Origin of the sequence: Copranaerobaculum intestinale, from assembly GCF_009831105.1 — a bacterium.
Taxonomy (GTDB): Bacteria; Bacillota_I; Bacilli_A; order Erysipelotrichales; family Erysipelotrichaceae; genus Copranaerobaculum; species Copranaerobaculum intestinale.
The window spans coordinates 152,233-168,928 of record NZ_WUUQ01000003.1; the positions used below are offsets into that span (position 1 = coordinate 152,233).

Annotated in this window: 12 protein-coding genes; 10 read left to right on the plus strand and 2 right to left on the minus strand. The window is 39.5% G+C overall.

The window, feature by feature from the left end:
- Nucleotides 1-120: 120 nt before the first annotated feature.
- The 7 genes from deoC (at nt 121) to GSF08_RS11725 (ending at nt 8,473) form a co-directional block, all read left to right on the plus strand.
- Nucleotides 121-786: a deoxyribose-phosphate aldolase gene (gene deoC / locus GSF08_RS09295; RefSeq protein ID WP_160625525.1), complete on the plus strand. Its 666-nt coding sequence runs from the start codon at nt 121-123 to the stop codon at nt 784-786.
- Between the two features lie 221 nt (nt 787-1,007).
- On the plus strand, nt 1,008-2,363 hold the full coding sequence (locus GSF08_RS09300) for a dicarboxylate/amino acid:cation symporter (protein WP_249806043.1): 1,356 nt from the start codon (nt 1,008-1,010) through the stop codon (nt 2,361-2,363).
- Nucleotides 2,364-2,481: 118 nt separating this feature from the next.
- Entirely contained in the window at nt 2,482-4,398 is a 1,917-nt protein-coding gene (gene htpG / locus GSF08_RS09305) for a molecular chaperone HtpG (RefSeq protein ID WP_160625526.1), read from the plus strand.
- Nucleotides 4,399-4,481: 83 nt separating this feature from the next.
- Nucleotides 4,482-5,096 carry an HAD family hydrolase gene (locus GSF08_RS09310; protein ID WP_160625527.1) on the plus strand — a complete coding sequence of 205 codons (615 nt, stop codon included), beginning with the start codon at nt 4,482-4,484 and terminating at the stop codon, nt 5,094-5,096.
- A complete protein-coding gene (rlmD, locus tag GSF08_RS09315) occupies nt 5,090-6,508 on the plus strand; it encodes a 23S rRNA (uracil(1939)-C(5))-methyltransferase RlmD (protein ID WP_160625528.1) in 1,419 nt (472 codons plus the stop codon). The genes GSF08_RS09310 and rlmD overlap by 7 nt, the downstream gene beginning before the upstream one ends.
- Nucleotides 6,509-6,907: 399 nt before the next feature.
- Nucleotides 6,908-7,372, plus strand: coding sequence for a helix-turn-helix transcriptional regulator (locus tag GSF08_RS09320; RefSeq protein WP_160625529.1), 465 nt, complete (start codon nt 6,908-6,910; stop codon nt 7,370-7,372).
- A 381-nt stretch (nt 7,373-7,753) separates the two neighbouring features.
- Nucleotides 7,754-8,473, plus strand: coding sequence for a LytTR family transcriptional regulator DNA-binding domain-containing protein (locus GSF08_RS11725; RefSeq protein ID WP_160625530.1), 720 nt, complete (start codon nt 7,754-7,756; stop codon nt 8,471-8,473).
- Between the two features lie 46 nt (nt 8,474-8,519).
- Here GSF08_RS11725 and GSF08_RS09330 read toward each other — a convergent pair whose 3' ends face one another.
- Nucleotides 8,520-10,418, minus strand: coding sequence for a sensor histidine kinase (locus tag GSF08_RS09330; RefSeq protein WP_160625531.1), 1,899 nt, complete (start codon nt 10,416-10,418; stop codon nt 8,520-8,522).
- A 422-nt stretch (nt 10,419-10,840) separates the two neighbouring features.
- Here GSF08_RS09330 and GSF08_RS09335 point away from each other — a divergent pair, with 422 nt between their 5' ends.
- A complete protein-coding gene (locus GSF08_RS09335; RefSeq protein ID WP_160625532.1) occupies nt 10,841-12,922 on the plus strand; it encodes a hypothetical protein in 2,082 nt (693 codons plus the stop codon).
- Between the two features lie 487 nt (nt 12,923-13,409).
- The gene (locus tag GSF08_RS09340; RefSeq protein WP_249806045.1) at nt 13,410-13,925 is read left to right on the plus strand and encodes a DUF3788 family protein; all 516 of its coding nucleotides are present in this window, start codon (nt 13,410-13,412) and stop codon (nt 13,923-13,925) included.
- A 207-nt stretch (nt 13,926-14,132) separates the two neighbouring features.
- Here the strand turns inward: GSF08_RS09340 and GSF08_RS09345 are convergent, their stop codons facing one another.
- Nucleotides 14,133-15,893 carry a DUF885 family protein gene (locus GSF08_RS09345; RefSeq protein ID WP_160625533.1) on the minus strand — a complete coding sequence of 587 codons (1,761 nt, stop codon included), beginning with the start codon at nt 15,891-15,893 and terminating at the stop codon, nt 14,133-14,135.
- Nucleotides 15,894-16,078: 185 nt separating this feature from the next.
- On the opposite strand from GSF08_RS09345, the gene GSF08_RS09350 reads away from it, so the two are divergent.
- Nucleotides 16,079-16,639, plus strand: coding sequence for a DUF3783 domain-containing protein (locus GSF08_RS09350; RefSeq protein WP_160625534.1), 561 nt, complete (start codon nt 16,079-16,081; stop codon nt 16,637-16,639).
- Nucleotides 16,640-16,696 lie beyond the last annotated feature (57 nt).

Consider the following 16,696-nt stretch of genomic DNA (forward strand, 5'->3'; position numbering starts at 1 on the left):
GTGAACTCGAAAGCCATAAGCGCTAGATCAGAGAACATGCTTCATAAAAATCTGTTTTTTTATTGAAACTAGACATAATTATGATATAATGTAATTACATTATGATAAGGATGTGTGAATATGATGATTACAAAAGAAAAACTATCTGGTATGATTGACCATACCAATCTGAAAGCTTATGCAAGCGAAGCAGATATGAAAAAACTGTGTGAAGAAGCAGTATCCTATGGGTTTGCCATGGTTGCGATCAATTCCGGACAGAGCAATCGCTGTGCGCAGTATCTGAAAGATACACCGGTGCATGTCGGAGCCGCAATCGGTTTTCCATTGGGACAGACAACTATTGCAGTGAAAGTATTTGAAACCGAAGACGCGATTTTAAACGGCGCGGATGAAATTGATTATTTAATCAACATCACCGAGCTGAAAGCAAAGCATTACGACTATATAAAAGAGGAAATGCAGAGGATCGTAGATGTCTGCCGCAAGCATCATGTAATCTCCAAAGTTATTTTTGAAAATTGCTATTTGACGAAGGATGAAATCATTAAGATGTGTGAAATAGCGAATGAAGTGAAGCCGGACTTCATTAAAACCAGTACCGGTTTTGGTACTTCGGGAGCCACCTTGGAAGATGTGCGGCTGATGCGTAAACATGCAAACAGCGATATCTTGGTAAAAGCAGCCGGCGGTATTCGTTCACTTGAAACAGCTTTGGCTTTTGTAGAAGCTGGCGCACAGAGAATCGGTACCAGCTGCGGTATTGCAATCATTGATGAAATGTAAAATGGCGGAGGACACAGATAAATTTCTGTGTCTTTTTATCTTCTGTAATTGCTTACATCGTTTCAGAACATTGACAGTGCCCTTTACCGGGGGTATACTTGAATAGAAAAAACCGAATACCTTTAAGATAATCCTGTGAGATTATTAAGGAAAGATAGCCATGAATATTTTCTGGAACCTTAATATCTTTGGGTATTGAGGTTTTTTATTAGGAGGAAAGTATGACTATAAAAGCGGAGAAAAAGAAAAGCGCAAATCGGTTAGCTATCAATATGGCCATCGCATTGGTGCTTGGCCTGATTGCGGGAGCAGGATGTATCGCCCTACGTGAAAATTTGATCAGCGGCGGACAGGCGAATGTATGGAAAAGTATCAATGATATCTTTTTTCAGGATATTACAGCCGAAGGGGCAAATCATGCATTTGGAATTTTCTATATTCTGGGACAGATGTTCATTAATTCTTTACAGTTAGTAATTATTCCAATGGTTTTTACATCCATCGCATTGGCGATGTGCCGTATTTCGGATACGCGCAAGCTGGGAAGAATTTCGTATAAAACCATTTTAAATTTTATCATTATGTATGCCGGAGCTTTGATCTTAGCCGGTATCGTAGGTATGACTATTTATAAGTTAGGACTGTTTGATGTCAAAGTAGGAAACGGTTTACAGGCCGCTGCCGGTACGACTGGAACCAATCCGTTGTTGGTATTGGTAAATGCGGTGCCAAATAATATTGCGGCCGCTTTCAGTGATAACGGCAAGGTGCTGTCCATCGTATTTTTGGCAGTCTGTGTAGGACTTGCCATTCATGTAATGGGCGATAAGGTTACGGTACTGAAAAAACTGATGGAAGAGATCAATGAAATCGTAACGGTCATTTTGAGCTTTATCATCACGAAATTTGGTCCGTTCGCAATCTTTGTATTGATTACCCGTACCTTTGCGATTTATGGAATTGAGCATTTAAAACCGGCTGCGGTTTACGTTGCGGCGGCGGTTTGCACACTGCTGTTCTTCCTGGTGTTCGGGTATGCATTGTTCATCGCTTTGGCGACGAAATTGAATCCGATTCCGTTTATCAAAAAAATTGCGAAAGTATCAGTGTTTGGATTTTCTACTTCATCATCGGCGGCTACCCTGCCGTTAAATACAAAAACGACGGTAGAGGAGCTTGGGGTCAGTGAAGAAATAGCTTCCTTTACGCTGCCGCTGGGAATGACGGTCAATATGAACGGTACAGCGATTATGCAGGTGATCGCAGCAATTTTCATTGCCGGAAGCGCCGGTTACAATATGGATATTTCAACCATTACGGTTATCGCATTGTTGGCCTTGATCGCCAGTGTGGGAACGCCGGCTGCCCCAGGCGCAGGAGCGATAATTCTGTTTACCGTGCTGACCGGTATGGGCTTCACCAATGATGCGGCGCTGCTTGCCTATTCTTTGATTTTGGCAATCAACCGTCCGATTGAAATGCTGGTTACGTCACTGAATGTAGTCGGTGACAGTGCCGCGGCCATCGCCGTAGCGAAATCCGAAAATATGCTGGATGAGGAAGTATACAATAATTGATGCGTAAGAGGTGAGAATTCACCTCTTTTACTTTTTTAGCACTTAAGTGTTGACAGTGCCAAGAAAAAGTCATATACTGTTAGCAGACATTGAACAAGAGTGCTAAGGAGGAATTTGCATGAGCAGAAAAAAACAATTTAAAGCAGAATCGAAAAGACTTCTGGATCTGATGATCAACTCTATTTATACTCATAAGGAAATTTTCCTGCGTGAGTTGATTTCAAACGCCAGCGATGCGATCGATAAATTATATTATCAAGCTTTGCAGAACGGCGATCATTCCATCAGCCGCGATGATTTAAAAATCGAGCTTGCTGTAAATAAGGATGATCGAACCATTACCCTTACGGATAATGGTATTGGTATGAGCAAGGAAGAGCTGGAAGAGAATCTGGGTACGATAGCACGCAGCGGCTCTTTGGCCTTCAAAGAAAATATGGATGCGAAAGAACAGCCAGATGATGATGTAGATATCATCGGTCAGTTTGGCGTCGGTTTCTATTCTGCGTTTATGGTTGCACATAAAGTACAGGTTTTCTCCCGCAAATATAACGAAGATGCTGCCTATTGTTGGGCCTCTGATGCAAGTGACGGCTATACGATCGATGAAGTGGAAATGCCTGAGCGCGGTACAAAGATCGTTCTGTATCTGAAAGAGAATACCGATGATGAGAATTATGATGAATATTTGGAATCCTATGAGCTTGAGCGGCTGATTAAAAAATACTCTGATTATATTCGTTATCCGATTCGTATGGAGATGGAAGTCAGTGTGAAAAAAGAGGGCAGCGAGGATGAATATGAAACGAAAAAAGAAATTCGCACGCTGAACTCTATGGTTCCGCTATGGAAACGTAATAAAAAGGATATTACCACAGAAGAATACAATGAATTTTATAAAAATAAATTCAATGATTTTGCCGATCCGCAAAAGGTGATCCACACCAGTGTCGAGGGGGCGGTATCCTTTCAGGCTCTGTTGTTTATTCCGAGCAAAACGCCGTTTAATTTTTATTCTCAGGATTATGAGAAGGGACTTCAATTATACAGCCGCAGTGTCTTTATCATGGATAAGGCATCAGAACTCATTCCGGAGTATTTCCGCTTCGTACGCGGCTTGGTCGATTCCCAGGATCTGTCTTTGAATATCTCCCGTGAAATGCTTCAGCATGATCGTCAGCTGAAGGTGATCGCTTCCCGCGTAGAGAAGAAGATCAAATCCGAACTGCTGAATATGCTGAAAAATGATCGTGAAGAATATGAAAAATTCTGGAACAATTTTGGATTGCAGTTGAAATATGGTGTATACAATGATTATGGTATGCACAAGGAAGTATTGCAGGATCTGTTAATGTTCTATTCATCCAGTGAACAGAAGCTGGTAACTTTGGATGAATATGTATCCCGCATGAAGGAAGGTCAGGAAGCGATTTATTTCATCAGCGGTGAGAACATTGATAAGATCGATAAGCTGCCGCAGTGTGAGCTGGTAAAAGATAAAGGCTATGAAATTTTATATCTGACTGACAATGTGGATGAATTTGCACTTCAGGTTATGATGAATTATCAGGAAAAACCGTTTAAGAATATTAATCAGGGTGATTTGAATTTAGAAAGTGAAGAAGAAAAGAAGGAAATTGAATCAAAGGCAGAAGAAAACAAAGGATTGCTGGAGGATTTAAAGGATGTTTTAAAGGATAAAGTAAACGATGTTAAAATATCTTCCCGCTTAAAAACACATCCGGTATGCTTGACCAGCGATGAAGGAATGTCCTTTGAAATGGAAAAAGTATTATCCAATATGCCGGATGGCAATCCATACGGTATGAAAGCAACACGGATTCTGGAGATCAATCCAAATCATGAAATCTTCCAAGCGCTTCAGAAAATCTACGCTGAGGATAAGGATGCCATTGAGGATTACGCCGATCTGCTGTATAATCAGGCGCTGCTGATTGAAGGATTCCCAATCGAAGACCCTATGGATTTCTCCAATAAGATTTGTTCATTCATGGTGAAAGCAAGTAAGCTATAAGAGAGAAAGGTGTAATGCCTTTCTTTTTTTATAGTAGAAAATGACAAATTCATGTAGAATAAAAGCAGAAAGGCGGTATGTGCATGATTCAAAATGTCATCTTTGATTTGGGCAATGTCGTATTGGATTTCCATCCATACGCTTATTTTATAAAGGTTTTTCATGAGGAGGATCGAACTCGTGATATTTGCCGGAAGGTTTTTGAAGGGGAGCTTTGGAATGCGTACGATCAGGGATTGTATACAAAGCAGGAATTGCGTGAACAGTTATGTAAACGGTATCCGGATGATGTTAAGGAGATTGAGACGGTATTAAATGAATGGCTGCATATTTTGGTAGTGCGTCCCGATACGGAAAGGCTGATGAAGCTTTTGAAACAGAAGGGCTATGACCTGTATATCATGTCCAATCTGAGCGAAGAATCCTATCGCTATCTGAAAGAACAGGAAGCTTTTTTCACATGGACGAAAGGTGCCGCATTATCATTTGCGGAGAAAATCAATAAACCGGATCCGCGTCTTTACCAGATTCTGACGGAACGTTATCATCTTGATAATGCTTCCTGCGTGTTTCTTGACGATCGTATTGAAAACATTGAAACAGCGGTGCGGCTAGGCATGCATGGCATTGTATACCGAAATCATCAACAGGTGCTTCATGAGCTGCGTACACTTCTGGGGGAGGAGCTTGAATGCTGAAAGCGGGACAGAAACTGAATGTGAGAATTGCTTATGTCGATGATGAAGGGAAGGGCATCGCTTATGATAAGCGGGATGCGATTATGGTATCGGGGGTTCTGGCAGATGAAGTAGCTGAAGTCCAGATACAGAAACGTTTAAAGCAGGGCTACAGCGCTCGGCTTGGGAAGATCGTAAAACCATCGAAGAATCGTTGTGAGCCTGTCTGTCCGCTGTTTCTTCGCTGCGGCAGCTGTCACCTTCAGCATATGCAAATGAATGCGCAGGCAGATTGGAAACAGGCGATGGTAGAACGCATGGTAAAAGAGAGCTCTCTGAAAGATTTGCAGGTACAAAATGTGATAACAGCAACGAATCCGTATGGCTACCGAAATAAAATAATCATTGGTTTCACAAGGGATAAACAGGGGGTGCATGCTGGCTTTTATGAAGAATATTCACATCGAATCGTACCGATGGAGGACTGTCTGCTGCACGATGATCTGTCTAATCAACTGATTAGAAGTTTAATTGCAATGGTTAAAAAATTACGAATTGAACCCTATCAGGAAGACCGAAAGAAGGGCATCCTACGGCATATCTTGATCCGCAAGGGAGCGGTAAGCGGTCAGATCATGATCGTACTTATCACCAGCCAGTCGGCTTTTCCAGCGCGCGGACAGTTTGTAGATCAAATCCGAAAAGAATGGCCGGCCGTGAAAACGATAATTCAAAACATCAATCACCGCAGCACCAGCATCGTTTTGGGATCGGAAGAAAAGGTACTGTTTGGATCAGGATATATTGAGGATGAGCTTTGCGGCAACACGTATCGTATTTCAGCTTCTTCGTTTTATCAGATCAATCATGAACAAACGGAGGTTCTTTATCAAAAAGCACTCAGCCTGTTAGAGACAAAAGGCAATGAAACTGTTTTGGATACATATTGTGGAATCGGTACGATTGGAATGACGCTGGCACCGCATGTGAAGCAGGTAGTAGGAGTTGAGCTGAATAAGCAGGCTGTAAAAGATGCCATACAAAATGCCAAACGTAATCATGTAGATAATATACGATTTGTTGCCGAGGATGCCAGTGTGTATATGCAGAAACTGGCCGCCTCAAGACAGCGGGTGGATGTCGTTATTATGGATCCTCCGCGAAGCGGAAGCACACACCAGTTTATTCAGGCATGTGCACAGCTGAAACCGCGTGCCATTCTTTATATTTCCTGTAATCCGAAAACCCAAATACGCGATTTGGAAGTATTCAAATCAAAGGGCTATGTGTCAGATAAAATGTATTTGGTTGATTTATTTCCGCAGACAAATCATGTGGAAAGCATTAGCTTTTCGATATTCATTAAGGATGCTTTAAGGAGCATCTTTTTAAATTTTAATAACATAATGAACGATAGAGTTTATAAGAAATGAATCAGCTCTTAACGACAAGATTAATCAAATTTTTGATATAGTTATAATTACAGGTTTGTAAATGATGTAATGCTTAAACAGCATTAAAAGCATATTGAATTTACAAATTGGTTTATGAAATTATCTAAAATTGAAATGCATAGGTAATAGAATAAAAATGCAGCAGAATATAAAATTGGCTTGTCTATAAATATTAAATTTGTTGTAAATGTTATAAATAAACACAATGTTCAACACATAGAATTTATCAAAAAGCTAGTGAAAATGAAATAGTGGTAGCAGTAATATAAAGACTCTTTCTGTGTAACATAATCTAGCACATTTGACAAATATACTTGGTGGAATTTACCCTGATCAAGCAATATAATGAGATTATAAACAGATAGGGAGGAAATTAGTATGAATTTGGGAAATAGCTTGTATCACGCAAGAAAAAAATGCGGATATTCACAAGAAACAGTTGCGGAAAAATTGGGAGTAAGCAGACAGACTGTCTCAAAATGGGAAACGGATGAAACAATACCCGACATACGGCAATCCAAAAAAATGGCTGTACTTTACAAGATGTCTTTAGATGAGCTGATTGATTTTGACGTCGATATAAAAGAAATTCAAGATATTATTGAAAAATCTAATGAAGCAACAGAAGAAAAAATTGACTGGACCAAAGCCTGGGGGAAAAAGTACCCGATTTTACTCACTTATCAAAATAAGGTGAATATTCCATATTTTGCACATGGTTTAAACAAAATGCTGGATGAATTACGACAGGAGTATCAATTCAGTGAACTAGACGCTATGCTGGTTCTGAAAGATATTTTGGGACAAACCTGGAAAAATCGTAAGCATCTGACAAGTAAATAACAGGCAGCGGATTGAATATAAAGACGGAGGTAATATTGCGAACATATTTTTGCGGATGAGAACAAGGACTCGTAATTGGCAAATACATGTTAATAACTGATCCATACATATTAAAAAATGAAGCTTTCTTGAGTGAAACAGCTAGAATTATAAGGAGTTGTTTCGCTTTTTTAGGTTTTGATATGCTGTAAGCTTCTGTATTCCTATATAAGTTGATGTGTAAACTATCGTTACGGAAAGGATACAATATTGTGAGAAGCTCATCGCATTGGAAATTTGGTATCGCTGTTTGCACTGCGTAAAAAGAAATTGTTTAAGAAATTGAAAAATGATATACTTTCCAATAGAAATAGATGTTATTTGTAGAAGGGTAGTGGGTGTGTGTATCGTATTGCAATCTGTGATGATGACAGAATATTCGTAAATCAATTAAATAAGCATATCGACGCAATTATGAATGACAGCAGACTGATACGAGAAAAGGATTTTACTGTTGAACAATATCATGAAGCTAAAGCGTTGCAGCGGGTGATCGAACAAGATCAAAATCGTTATCAGCTTTTGCTGCTGGATATTGAATTATCGAATGACAGTGGCATGGATATGGCCAGAGCATTTCGCGAACAGCAGGTCAAAAGCAGTATCATTTATATTACCTCGCACCGTGATTACATATACGACTGTTTCGACACTCAACCCTTGTGGTATTTATTAAAACCGATCGATTATGAGAAATTTAAAGAAATTCTCTTGTCTGATTATCGTAAAAATTATGCTGGTACGCGGCTTGTTATAAAGATTGAAGGCAGACAACTTGCCATTCCCCTTGATGAAATTTACGCACTGGAATCAACTCAGCATCGAACAAGAATTTGGCTGAAAGAGCAATTTCTTGATTGGAATGGAGCGCTTTCCGCCTTAAAGGTGCAGCTTCCTGCTTTTAGTTTCTGTCAATCTCATAACAGCTATATCATAAATTTAAACCACGTTTTGGAAATACTTAGAACTGATGTTGTCATGGATAACCAGAAAACCTTTCCGATCAGCCGCCGATATCATGATCAGACATTAGAGAAATATTTTGCGTATTTAAGGCTGTGAATCATTATGAAAATGCTGTCTATCCAATGGGATATGACAGCATCTTTTAGTTCTTCTTCTTTGTTGGCATAAGCAGCGCAGTCCGTACAATAACCGTATCATGCTCCAACTTGATTTGTAATTTGCTCATATATTTTTTTGCGATATCAGACATGGCCTTCATGCCGTATCCATGTCCTGCGCCTTTTTCGCTTAACAGCAATCCGGATTCTTTATCTATTTGGATATTTCCTTTATAAGAATTGACTGTTTCGATAAAGAGATAACAACCGCGTACGTGCATTGTTAATTCTATTCTGCGTTTCTCTGTTTCAATGATCGGGTTTACTGCTTCAATCGCATTATCCAGCATATTCGTCAGCAGTGTACACAAATCGTTATCGGTAATGGAAAGATCTGCCGGTACCTCAAGGTGAAAGTCCATTTGGATATGCTCTTTTTTAACCTTGGCAAGTGCACGTGTAATGATGGCATTTATCACGAAATGCTCGCATACTCTCATTGGCAGGATGGTTTCTGTTTCCTTAGTCAGCGCTGCCAGATAATTCTCTACTTGCTGCTTCTCACCTTCACGGCTCATGTCAAGAAGGGTATGCAGATGCCGCAGCATATCATGGCGCATTTTGGCAATTTCAGTATTGCTTTCTTGGATGCTTTGAATATTTTCCTGCATCAGCTGATTTCTGGCAGACAGGATGGAAAGCTCACTTTGCATGTCCGCAGTCTGCTTGACACTCATAAAGCAGCTGATCCCTCCGGCGAGCATCAGCAGTATACTGCCGCTGTATTGCAGTGCTTCATACAATTGTACAAATGGATTTTTTAGGATACTAACCAGGATTGAATTACTTCCGGACAGCAGCATGCAGGCATATGTAAGAAGGATCCCTGCGATGACAATGTAAAGAATTGGTGTGAATAAACGATAAACCTTATTATTATCTTTCCATTCTAGTACTGAAAAAAGACACAGTCCAAGCAATGGGATATAAAGCAGTGCATCATAGGAGTAAGCGGAAATAAAGGCTAACGACGGAAATCGCGCGGCGATATGAAGGATAACCGTCAGCCCAAACGGTATGCTGATGAATGGTGTGTACCACTTTTTCCAGCGCTTCATTTGAAACAGCATATACACCATTGGAAGTGCACACGCCATTGGTATGAGTAGATCAGCCGGTATGAAATTTAATGAATAATGAGAATAAAACCGAAATTCAAAATTTAATAAAATACGCAAAGCCTGCATGAAGGAGGCGGCGGTTAAAAGTAAGACAGCAGCAGCTTTGTTACCATGGTATAGATTAAAGAAAAATAACCCTAACAGCAGAAGTGCAGTAAACATGTAAATGGCGGCAGGCATCGCGAGCCGATTTGCATCGCTGACCAGCTGCTGTGATGCAATGGCTTCACTTGACATGCGGACCATCGGTAAACTTCGATATTCAGCTGCGGAATTGAATGACAGGGCGATGGTCAATATCTTTCCCCCATAGTTAGGCGGCAATGTCAGACGTACATATTCGCCCATTCCAGGTACTCCGGAATATGATTTTGGAAATTTGATATGACCGATCCGATTATCCAAAGCTGGATCAATAGTATAAAGTAGTTTGCCGTCCAAAAAGACACTTGTCTGCCAAGTAGTACCATCCAGCTCCAGCACTGTGTAACCGTCTTTTTCAAACGCTTTATCCAGTTTCTGCGAGAGATAGTATGTATTACCACTCGGACTATCATAAAGTTCCTGTACAGAGACCGTGCTTTTTTTGCCGTTATCTATTTGATAGATATCCCAACCAGCCGCATCGTCAAAGGTAGGTGTGAGAAACTGTTTTTCAGCGTCAGTGCTTGTATAGGAATGCATGAAAAATACAATTGCCAGGATGATGAGCGCATAAAGCGGCAGAAATATCAGCTTCCGGTTTCTTTTTAGCTTATCCAAATCATGACACCTCTTTTTATAAAGAATAGCAGGAATGCCGGCTTAAAGGCAAGCTATAATCTTACCAGTTGAGTGAAAAAATCAACCAAGCAGGAATACCTGCTTTTTTTGATCGTTACCTTTTTGTTAAAGTATGTACAAGTATAAGGGTACAGAGTTTTGAGGAAGGTGATAGAAATACATATTTCTGCTTGGGCATTTTTTGAGTAAGGAAAAGCAAATAATATGGAAAGCGGTCATGAAAAACAGCGATTCATCGTGAAGCAATAAATGCCGGAATTCATGTATTGTTAATCATCTGAATTGGTAATGTGCATCACCTAATGGGAGAATAGAAGAATACAGTCCACGTTAACATATGCGTGATGCGGACTAAAAACGACTGATAAAAAATTATTGATTTTGGAAAGGAGCGTATGAAAATGAAAAACAGAAGATTACCCGTAATTTATGTGCTGATTATGGCTTTGATGATGATCACGGTACAGTTTCAGACAAATGATGTTAAAGCTTTGAATTCTTTTCCTATCCGGATGGGGAAAAAGGATTTGCAGCCAGGTGAAAATCATATATTTGGCGGTACAGTAACATATGAACCACAAAACAATTCTGTGATTATCGAAAATGTGAAAATGGATGATCAAAGTAATGGACTTTATGTTTCTTCAAACATAACCGATGTAAATAATGATGATCCGATCAAGATTTATCTGAAGGGTGAGAACTACTTCGGTACGGAGGATAAGCCGCTGGGATTTACCAAAAGCGGTATATATGCAAGCCGATCAATTGAAATTATTGCGGATGATGATGCAAAATTGATATGTTATATCGGCGGACGAGGGGGAATTGGAATATATGGCGGTCCTGATGTCAATGTTTCCGTTACTGGCGGAACTTACGTTTTTCATGATTTGAGTAAGAACGATACCGATGTTTTTAATGTCGCATCGGGGTTGATCGATATTGATCATGCTGATATTACGATGGATTCCGTTAATAATAATATGAATGGCGCAGGTATTTCAATTAATCATTCATCCATTACCGCCTCGTCGACCAGCAATGGAATATATTCAAAGTCCTATGTCCATTTATTAAATTCCACCCTGAATATGAAGAACAAATATGTGAACTGCTGGGCAGCCGACGGCAATATGATGATTCAAAATACAACATTCACTGGAGAATCGACGGATGATCTGGGGCTTTACAGTCAGGCAGGCAGCATTCTTATCAGCAATGCATCAAATATTGATCTTACGAGTGGTTTAAACAGCGGTATCCGTGCGGCAGGCAATGTAAGCGTTGATAATAGTGCGATTAGCATAGAGGCTTTGAAAGGCAATTCCATTTTATCAAAACTCCTAAATGTAGCTGGAGAGAATACAACGATCCAAGCAGCTTCCAAGAAGGCAATGCAGGCAGATAATATATTTGTTCATTCCTGCAAGCTGTTAAAATCATCGGTTACCGCAGACAGTGCATTAAAAGGAAATGAAATCACGATCAGCGGTGGAACGATCGAGGCAATTACTACATCCATCGAAAATAGTGCCGCTAATGCAAGCGCGATATATGCTGAGAAAAATATTGTGTTAGAAGGTATTAATACAAATGTGAAAGCGCAGGCTAAACAGCAATATGGAATATTCTCTAATGGTGGTACGATATCATTGCTGGCGCGTTCGATTGAAGCGATCGGAGGAAGTAACTATCCGGCTATCGTCGCAAGGGAATCATCAGCTGATGCAGGAGCTGCTCATAGTAAAAATATCATCATTGGAGAGAATTATACTGTAGGAAACAATCTTGTAGTATCAACGATTTGGCAGGCATCTGGTTCGAATTGGTATGCGGACAGCTTTCTGGCACCTGCTGGTACAGCAGCAGAAGTAAATGATTATTCTCAATCTATCACGGCGCTTGATGCCGGTATGTTGGCAGACTATGCAGAAATTGACGCAATTATAAAACGCATACCCGCTACTAAGGATTTAAAAATGTATACTGATGAAAGTGTCACGGCACTGCTCAACAAGAAAGATAGTTTGATCAGAGGAAAACGGATCGATTTCCAGGATGAGCTGGATCAATTTGCAGATGATTTGCAGATCCTCTTAGATGCGCTGGAATATAAACCCGCAGACTTTTCAAAAATTGATGCAATCTTAAAGAAAGTAGGCGATTTAAGCGGTTATACGAATGAAAGCCGTGCAAAGTTCCTTGCGCTTATGAACAGGCTTGATCGTTCTATGAATATCACCCAACAGAAACAGGTAGATGAACTGGCAAAAAGTTTAGAAAAAGCATACGCTGATTTAATCAAAATCACGGATAATCTGGATCCAAGCGATACGGGAGGATTGCAAAATAACAAACGTCCAGATACATCCGACCACACACAGCGTATCATATGGATCATCATGCTTGTAATATCCGCTGCATGTATGCTCGGTATTCAAAAGAAACAGCACGTTATGCGGTACCATGATGAATCCTGATATAGGTAAATGTTACAGTATGCTTTTTAAATGTTTATCTGAACGGTAAAACAGAAGTCATGGTGAAAGATTACTTATATTGATCAATTAAGAATCGAAAAATAAGCCTAGTCTGCACCAAACGGATTCTTTAGCATTTCTCTTAGCAGATTTTGATCTGACAAACAAAACTTAAAAACGCAGTATTTCTGTGAATATAATGAAAGGCAATGTATATGTGATTTCTCTTACATTGCCTTTTTTATAATCCAGGTTTAAAAATACTGAAATCGGATTATTTGATCCATTTTTGACGATAGAACGATCAAAGCGAATTTTGTATTATGAATTTCTGTACATTGAGATTTAAAACTCTTATAATTTATTTATGAAAAAATGTGTTTAGATGCTTCTGTATCATGCATTATGGGATGATCAGTGTGTAAACAATTTAGAAATCACTTCTGAATCAAAGCATACCTTTGGGTTTGATAAAAATTTAAAAGAAATGAAAAAAGCAGTAAGTAGCTTGGAAACTCTTATACAATGTATTGCATGTGATTATAACAAGGAGGTTACGGACATATATGAACGAATGCTAAACAAACAGCAGATACCAGATGAAGCTGAAATTAAAGTATATGTAGGCAAAGCTGCGTTCACAAGAATGACAGCGTTGGAAAATATCCTTTCCTCAGAGTATGACTTGAAAAAGGAGCTTCGGTTTCCTTTTGGGAATCATTATGGCTGGGGAATGAAATATAGTCATAAAACAATGCATCTTTGTTATGCTTTTTTTGAAAAGGATGCATTTACGGTGATGGTTCAGGTAGGAGACAGACAAGTATCCGCACTTATAGGGGAAAGAATGTCAAAACAAGCGAAACGGCTGTGGAATGAGAGGTACCCCTGTGGAGATAACGGCGGCTGGGTAAATGTTCGAATTTTGAGTGACCTTGATCTTAAGGATGCGCTTCTATTTATCCATGCTAAGAAAAAGCCTACATCAATATCTATTAATTAAGATCGGCTGATCGTACCAGCATAAATCGGGAAGAAGCAGAAGATTGTATGCATGCTCATAAAAACATAGAATTTCAATCGCTTCAGATAAACGTGAATCCTTTTAAAATTTCTAAATGCATTGTTTTTATATTAAGCGTTCCTTATCGCAATAAAAATGAACAGGTATATAAAAAGTCACCATCTTTGCGATGATGACTTTTTCATTTTATAATTTCATATAATCTCTCAATAGATTCATTGGCAGCGGTCCTAAATCCAGAACGGCTTTATGGAAGCGATAATCACTGTATTTACTGCCCCACTTATCTTTTGCATCCTCTTTCAGATCGAGGAACTGATAAAGCCCGACATAATAATTGGTGAAAACAGCCGGACTTTCCAACAGCTGTTCATACATTGCTTTCAGATCATCCTCATTTGTGATGCCGAAGTTTTCTTTCAGATAGGCATAAGCTTTTTCACGACTGTATCCATCGTAATGAATTTTTTTATCAAGCTCCAGCACATAGAGATATGTCAGCTGATCATTGATGCTGTTAAGCTCACAAACGCCTGGTTCTTTTGTGTATTTGCATGACTCGCCCTGAATGTAGGTTGCCCAGCCTTCCGTATAGGTGCTGTCGGAAAGCAGATCGCGCAGTACATTGTGCTTTACCGTTTTAAAATAATTATGCTGATACATATGACCTGGAAAGCTCTCATGTGCTACGGATGTGAAATCATTCTGAGAGAAGCTTCCATTCAAGATCATGTTTTCATCTTTGCCGGAGTTGTCATCAAAGGCACTGACATAATAGGCAGCAGCCGCGGTTGTCGTCTCCTTCATGGATTCCGGTATGATATTCATTTGGTAATCCAGCTTTTTGATTTTTGGGAAATCCTTGCCATCCGATATTTGCTGTTCCAGATAATGGATCACTTCGGTTGAATCAGTCAAATCGGTATATTTGGCATTGCTGATTGCTTCATAAATTTTACTGGAATCACTCATCAAGCTCACCAGTTCCGGATATTCATTCACTACATCCATTAAACGATTTTGAATACGGCTGGTTTCATCATCCAAATATTTTGTATATTTTTTCATAGAATCCACACCTGCGGAATTGGTGACGATGCTTTCATAGTATTTCTTGCCGCCCTTGTAGCTGGCCAGTTCACCGTCGCCCTTTTTCAAAATCTTTATATTGGACAGATCTGTTTCTGTCTGTTTAAATGCCGGTAATAATTTGTTATTAAAAGCATTGGTAATGGTATCTTTATAAAATTGTTTTTTATCTGCGGGAATGTAGTCCGCATTGTCTATTTTTTCATATGTCGCATTCAGAATATAGCTCTGATCCGAATTGTTAATCGCATGAACGCTCTTTATAACATTATCCATATAAGTTTTTGACATGCCGTATCCTTTTTTCTGGCGGGTCACTTCAAATGCCGCATATTTTTTAAACAGCTTCGGCGCCTGATTCAATACGGCAATAAAAGAATCTAACGATTTCTGATTTTTGAATTCATAGTTCCATAGTGCAAACGGCAGACTGGATTGTATACCGCTTGATACATCGAAATAGTTGGTCGTTAGATAATAACGATCTTCTACTGTGAGCTTATCATTTTCATCATCCTTTAATGCAGCTTTTAAAACATCATAAGTGATTTTCTGATCCTTTGTCAGAGCGTCATAATCATAATCATCGAGCGCTTTATCAATTTTTTTATATTCCTTATCCTGCTTTTTAAAATCATCGAGTGTCATGAACTGTAAGGTGTAGAGATCTTTTTTGATACCATATTTTTCCGGATGATCAAAAAAGAAGTTGGTGTCAAAACCGGTTGATTCCATAAATACGGCTGGCAATGTTTTGGCATATTCAGCAAATTCATCGGATCCTTTTTTGGATGATCCGCAGCCAAATAGCGGCAGACAGATTGCAGCACAAAGCAATAGCTTTACTAATTTCTTCATAGCCCCTCCTGTTGTCTTGGTTACTGTTATTATAGCATTTCTTTGGTAAAGTATGTAATGAAACCGGGAAACCCGGAATACTGAATAAATTTCTATTTTCTGATTTGTATAAAAATGGAAGGATGGTTCATAATTCTGGCAGGGTAAATGAAAATATGATAGGATGTTAAAAACAGGAGAGTAATATGGAAAAAGTACTATTGTATTGCGGAGCTGAGCTTGATGAAAAACGTGCAGCTTCGATTCTTCAAAGTTTAGGAATGAATTTGATGATTATCAAAGAATCTGATTTGGGACAGACGCTGGGTTATCTGGCGGGGCGCGATGGTTTTGAGAAAACGGAAGCCGCTGTTTCAAAATCATTTACAGAATCCTTTATGATACTGGATCAGGTTGAGGATGAGCGAATTTTAGCAATTTCAAAAGCCTTCGAAGCAGCAGGCATGCCATATCGCGGCATCAAGGCGATGATTACAGAGCATAATCAGCATTGGAAAATGGCTGATCTGTTTCAGGAGGTTTCACTTGAGCATGCCTATTTCGATGAGTTGAGTAATTTACAGCAGCTGCTTCAGGAAGTGAACGCATATGCTTCAAAAGATTATACAGAGAATAGTTGGATGAGGTTTCAGGCAGCTATGCTGGAAGCATATATGGTATATCAGTCACGTCCTGAGCAGATACGTGAGCTGACAAAAGCCAAAGCGCAGCTGCTTGGTGCAATCGAACAGCTGGAAACCATATGAGATCAAAAAGGGAAGTAATGCTTCCTTTTTTTGTGATCGCTGGGATACGGAAGCAGC

What these genes read in the sequence shown, in the direction of transcription:
- deoC (WP_160625525.1), top strand. Translation starts at nt 121, where the DNA reads ATGATGATTACAAAAGAAAAACTATCTGGTATGATTGACCATACCAAT.
- GSF08_RS09300 (WP_249806043.1), top strand. Translation starts at nt 1,008, where the DNA reads ATGACTATAAAAGCGGAGAAAAAGAAAAGCGCAAATCGGTTAGCTATC.
- htpG (WP_160625526.1), top strand. Translation starts at nt 2,482, where the DNA reads ATGAGCAGAAAAAAACAATTTAAAGCAGAATCGAAAAGACTTCTGGAT.
- GSF08_RS09310 (WP_160625527.1), top strand. Translation starts at nt 4,482, where the DNA reads ATGATTCAAAATGTCATCTTTGATTTGGGCAATGTCGTATTGGATTTC.
- rlmD (WP_160625528.1), top strand. Translation starts at nt 5,090, where the DNA reads ATGCTGAAAGCGGGACAGAAACTGAATGTGAGAATTGCTTATGTCGAT.
- GSF08_RS09320 (WP_160625529.1), top strand. Translation starts at nt 6,908, where the DNA reads ATGAATTTGGGAAATAGCTTGTATCACGCAAGAAAAAAATGCGGATAT.
- GSF08_RS09335 (WP_160625532.1), top strand. Translation starts at nt 10,841, where the DNA reads ATGAAAAACAGAAGATTACCCGTAATTTATGTGCTGATTATGGCTTTG.
- GSF08_RS09340 (WP_249806045.1), top strand. Translation starts at nt 13,410, where the DNA reads ATGAAAAAAGCAGTAAGTAGCTTGGAAACTCTTATACAATGTATTGCA.
- GSF08_RS09345 (WP_160625533.1), bottom strand. Translation starts at nt 15,893, where the DNA reads ATGAAGAAATTAGTAAAGCTATTGCTTTGTGCTGCAATCTGTCTGCCG.
- GSF08_RS09350 (WP_160625534.1), top strand. Translation starts at nt 16,079, where the DNA reads ATGGAAAAAGTACTATTGTATTGCGGAGCTGAGCTTGATGAAAAACGT.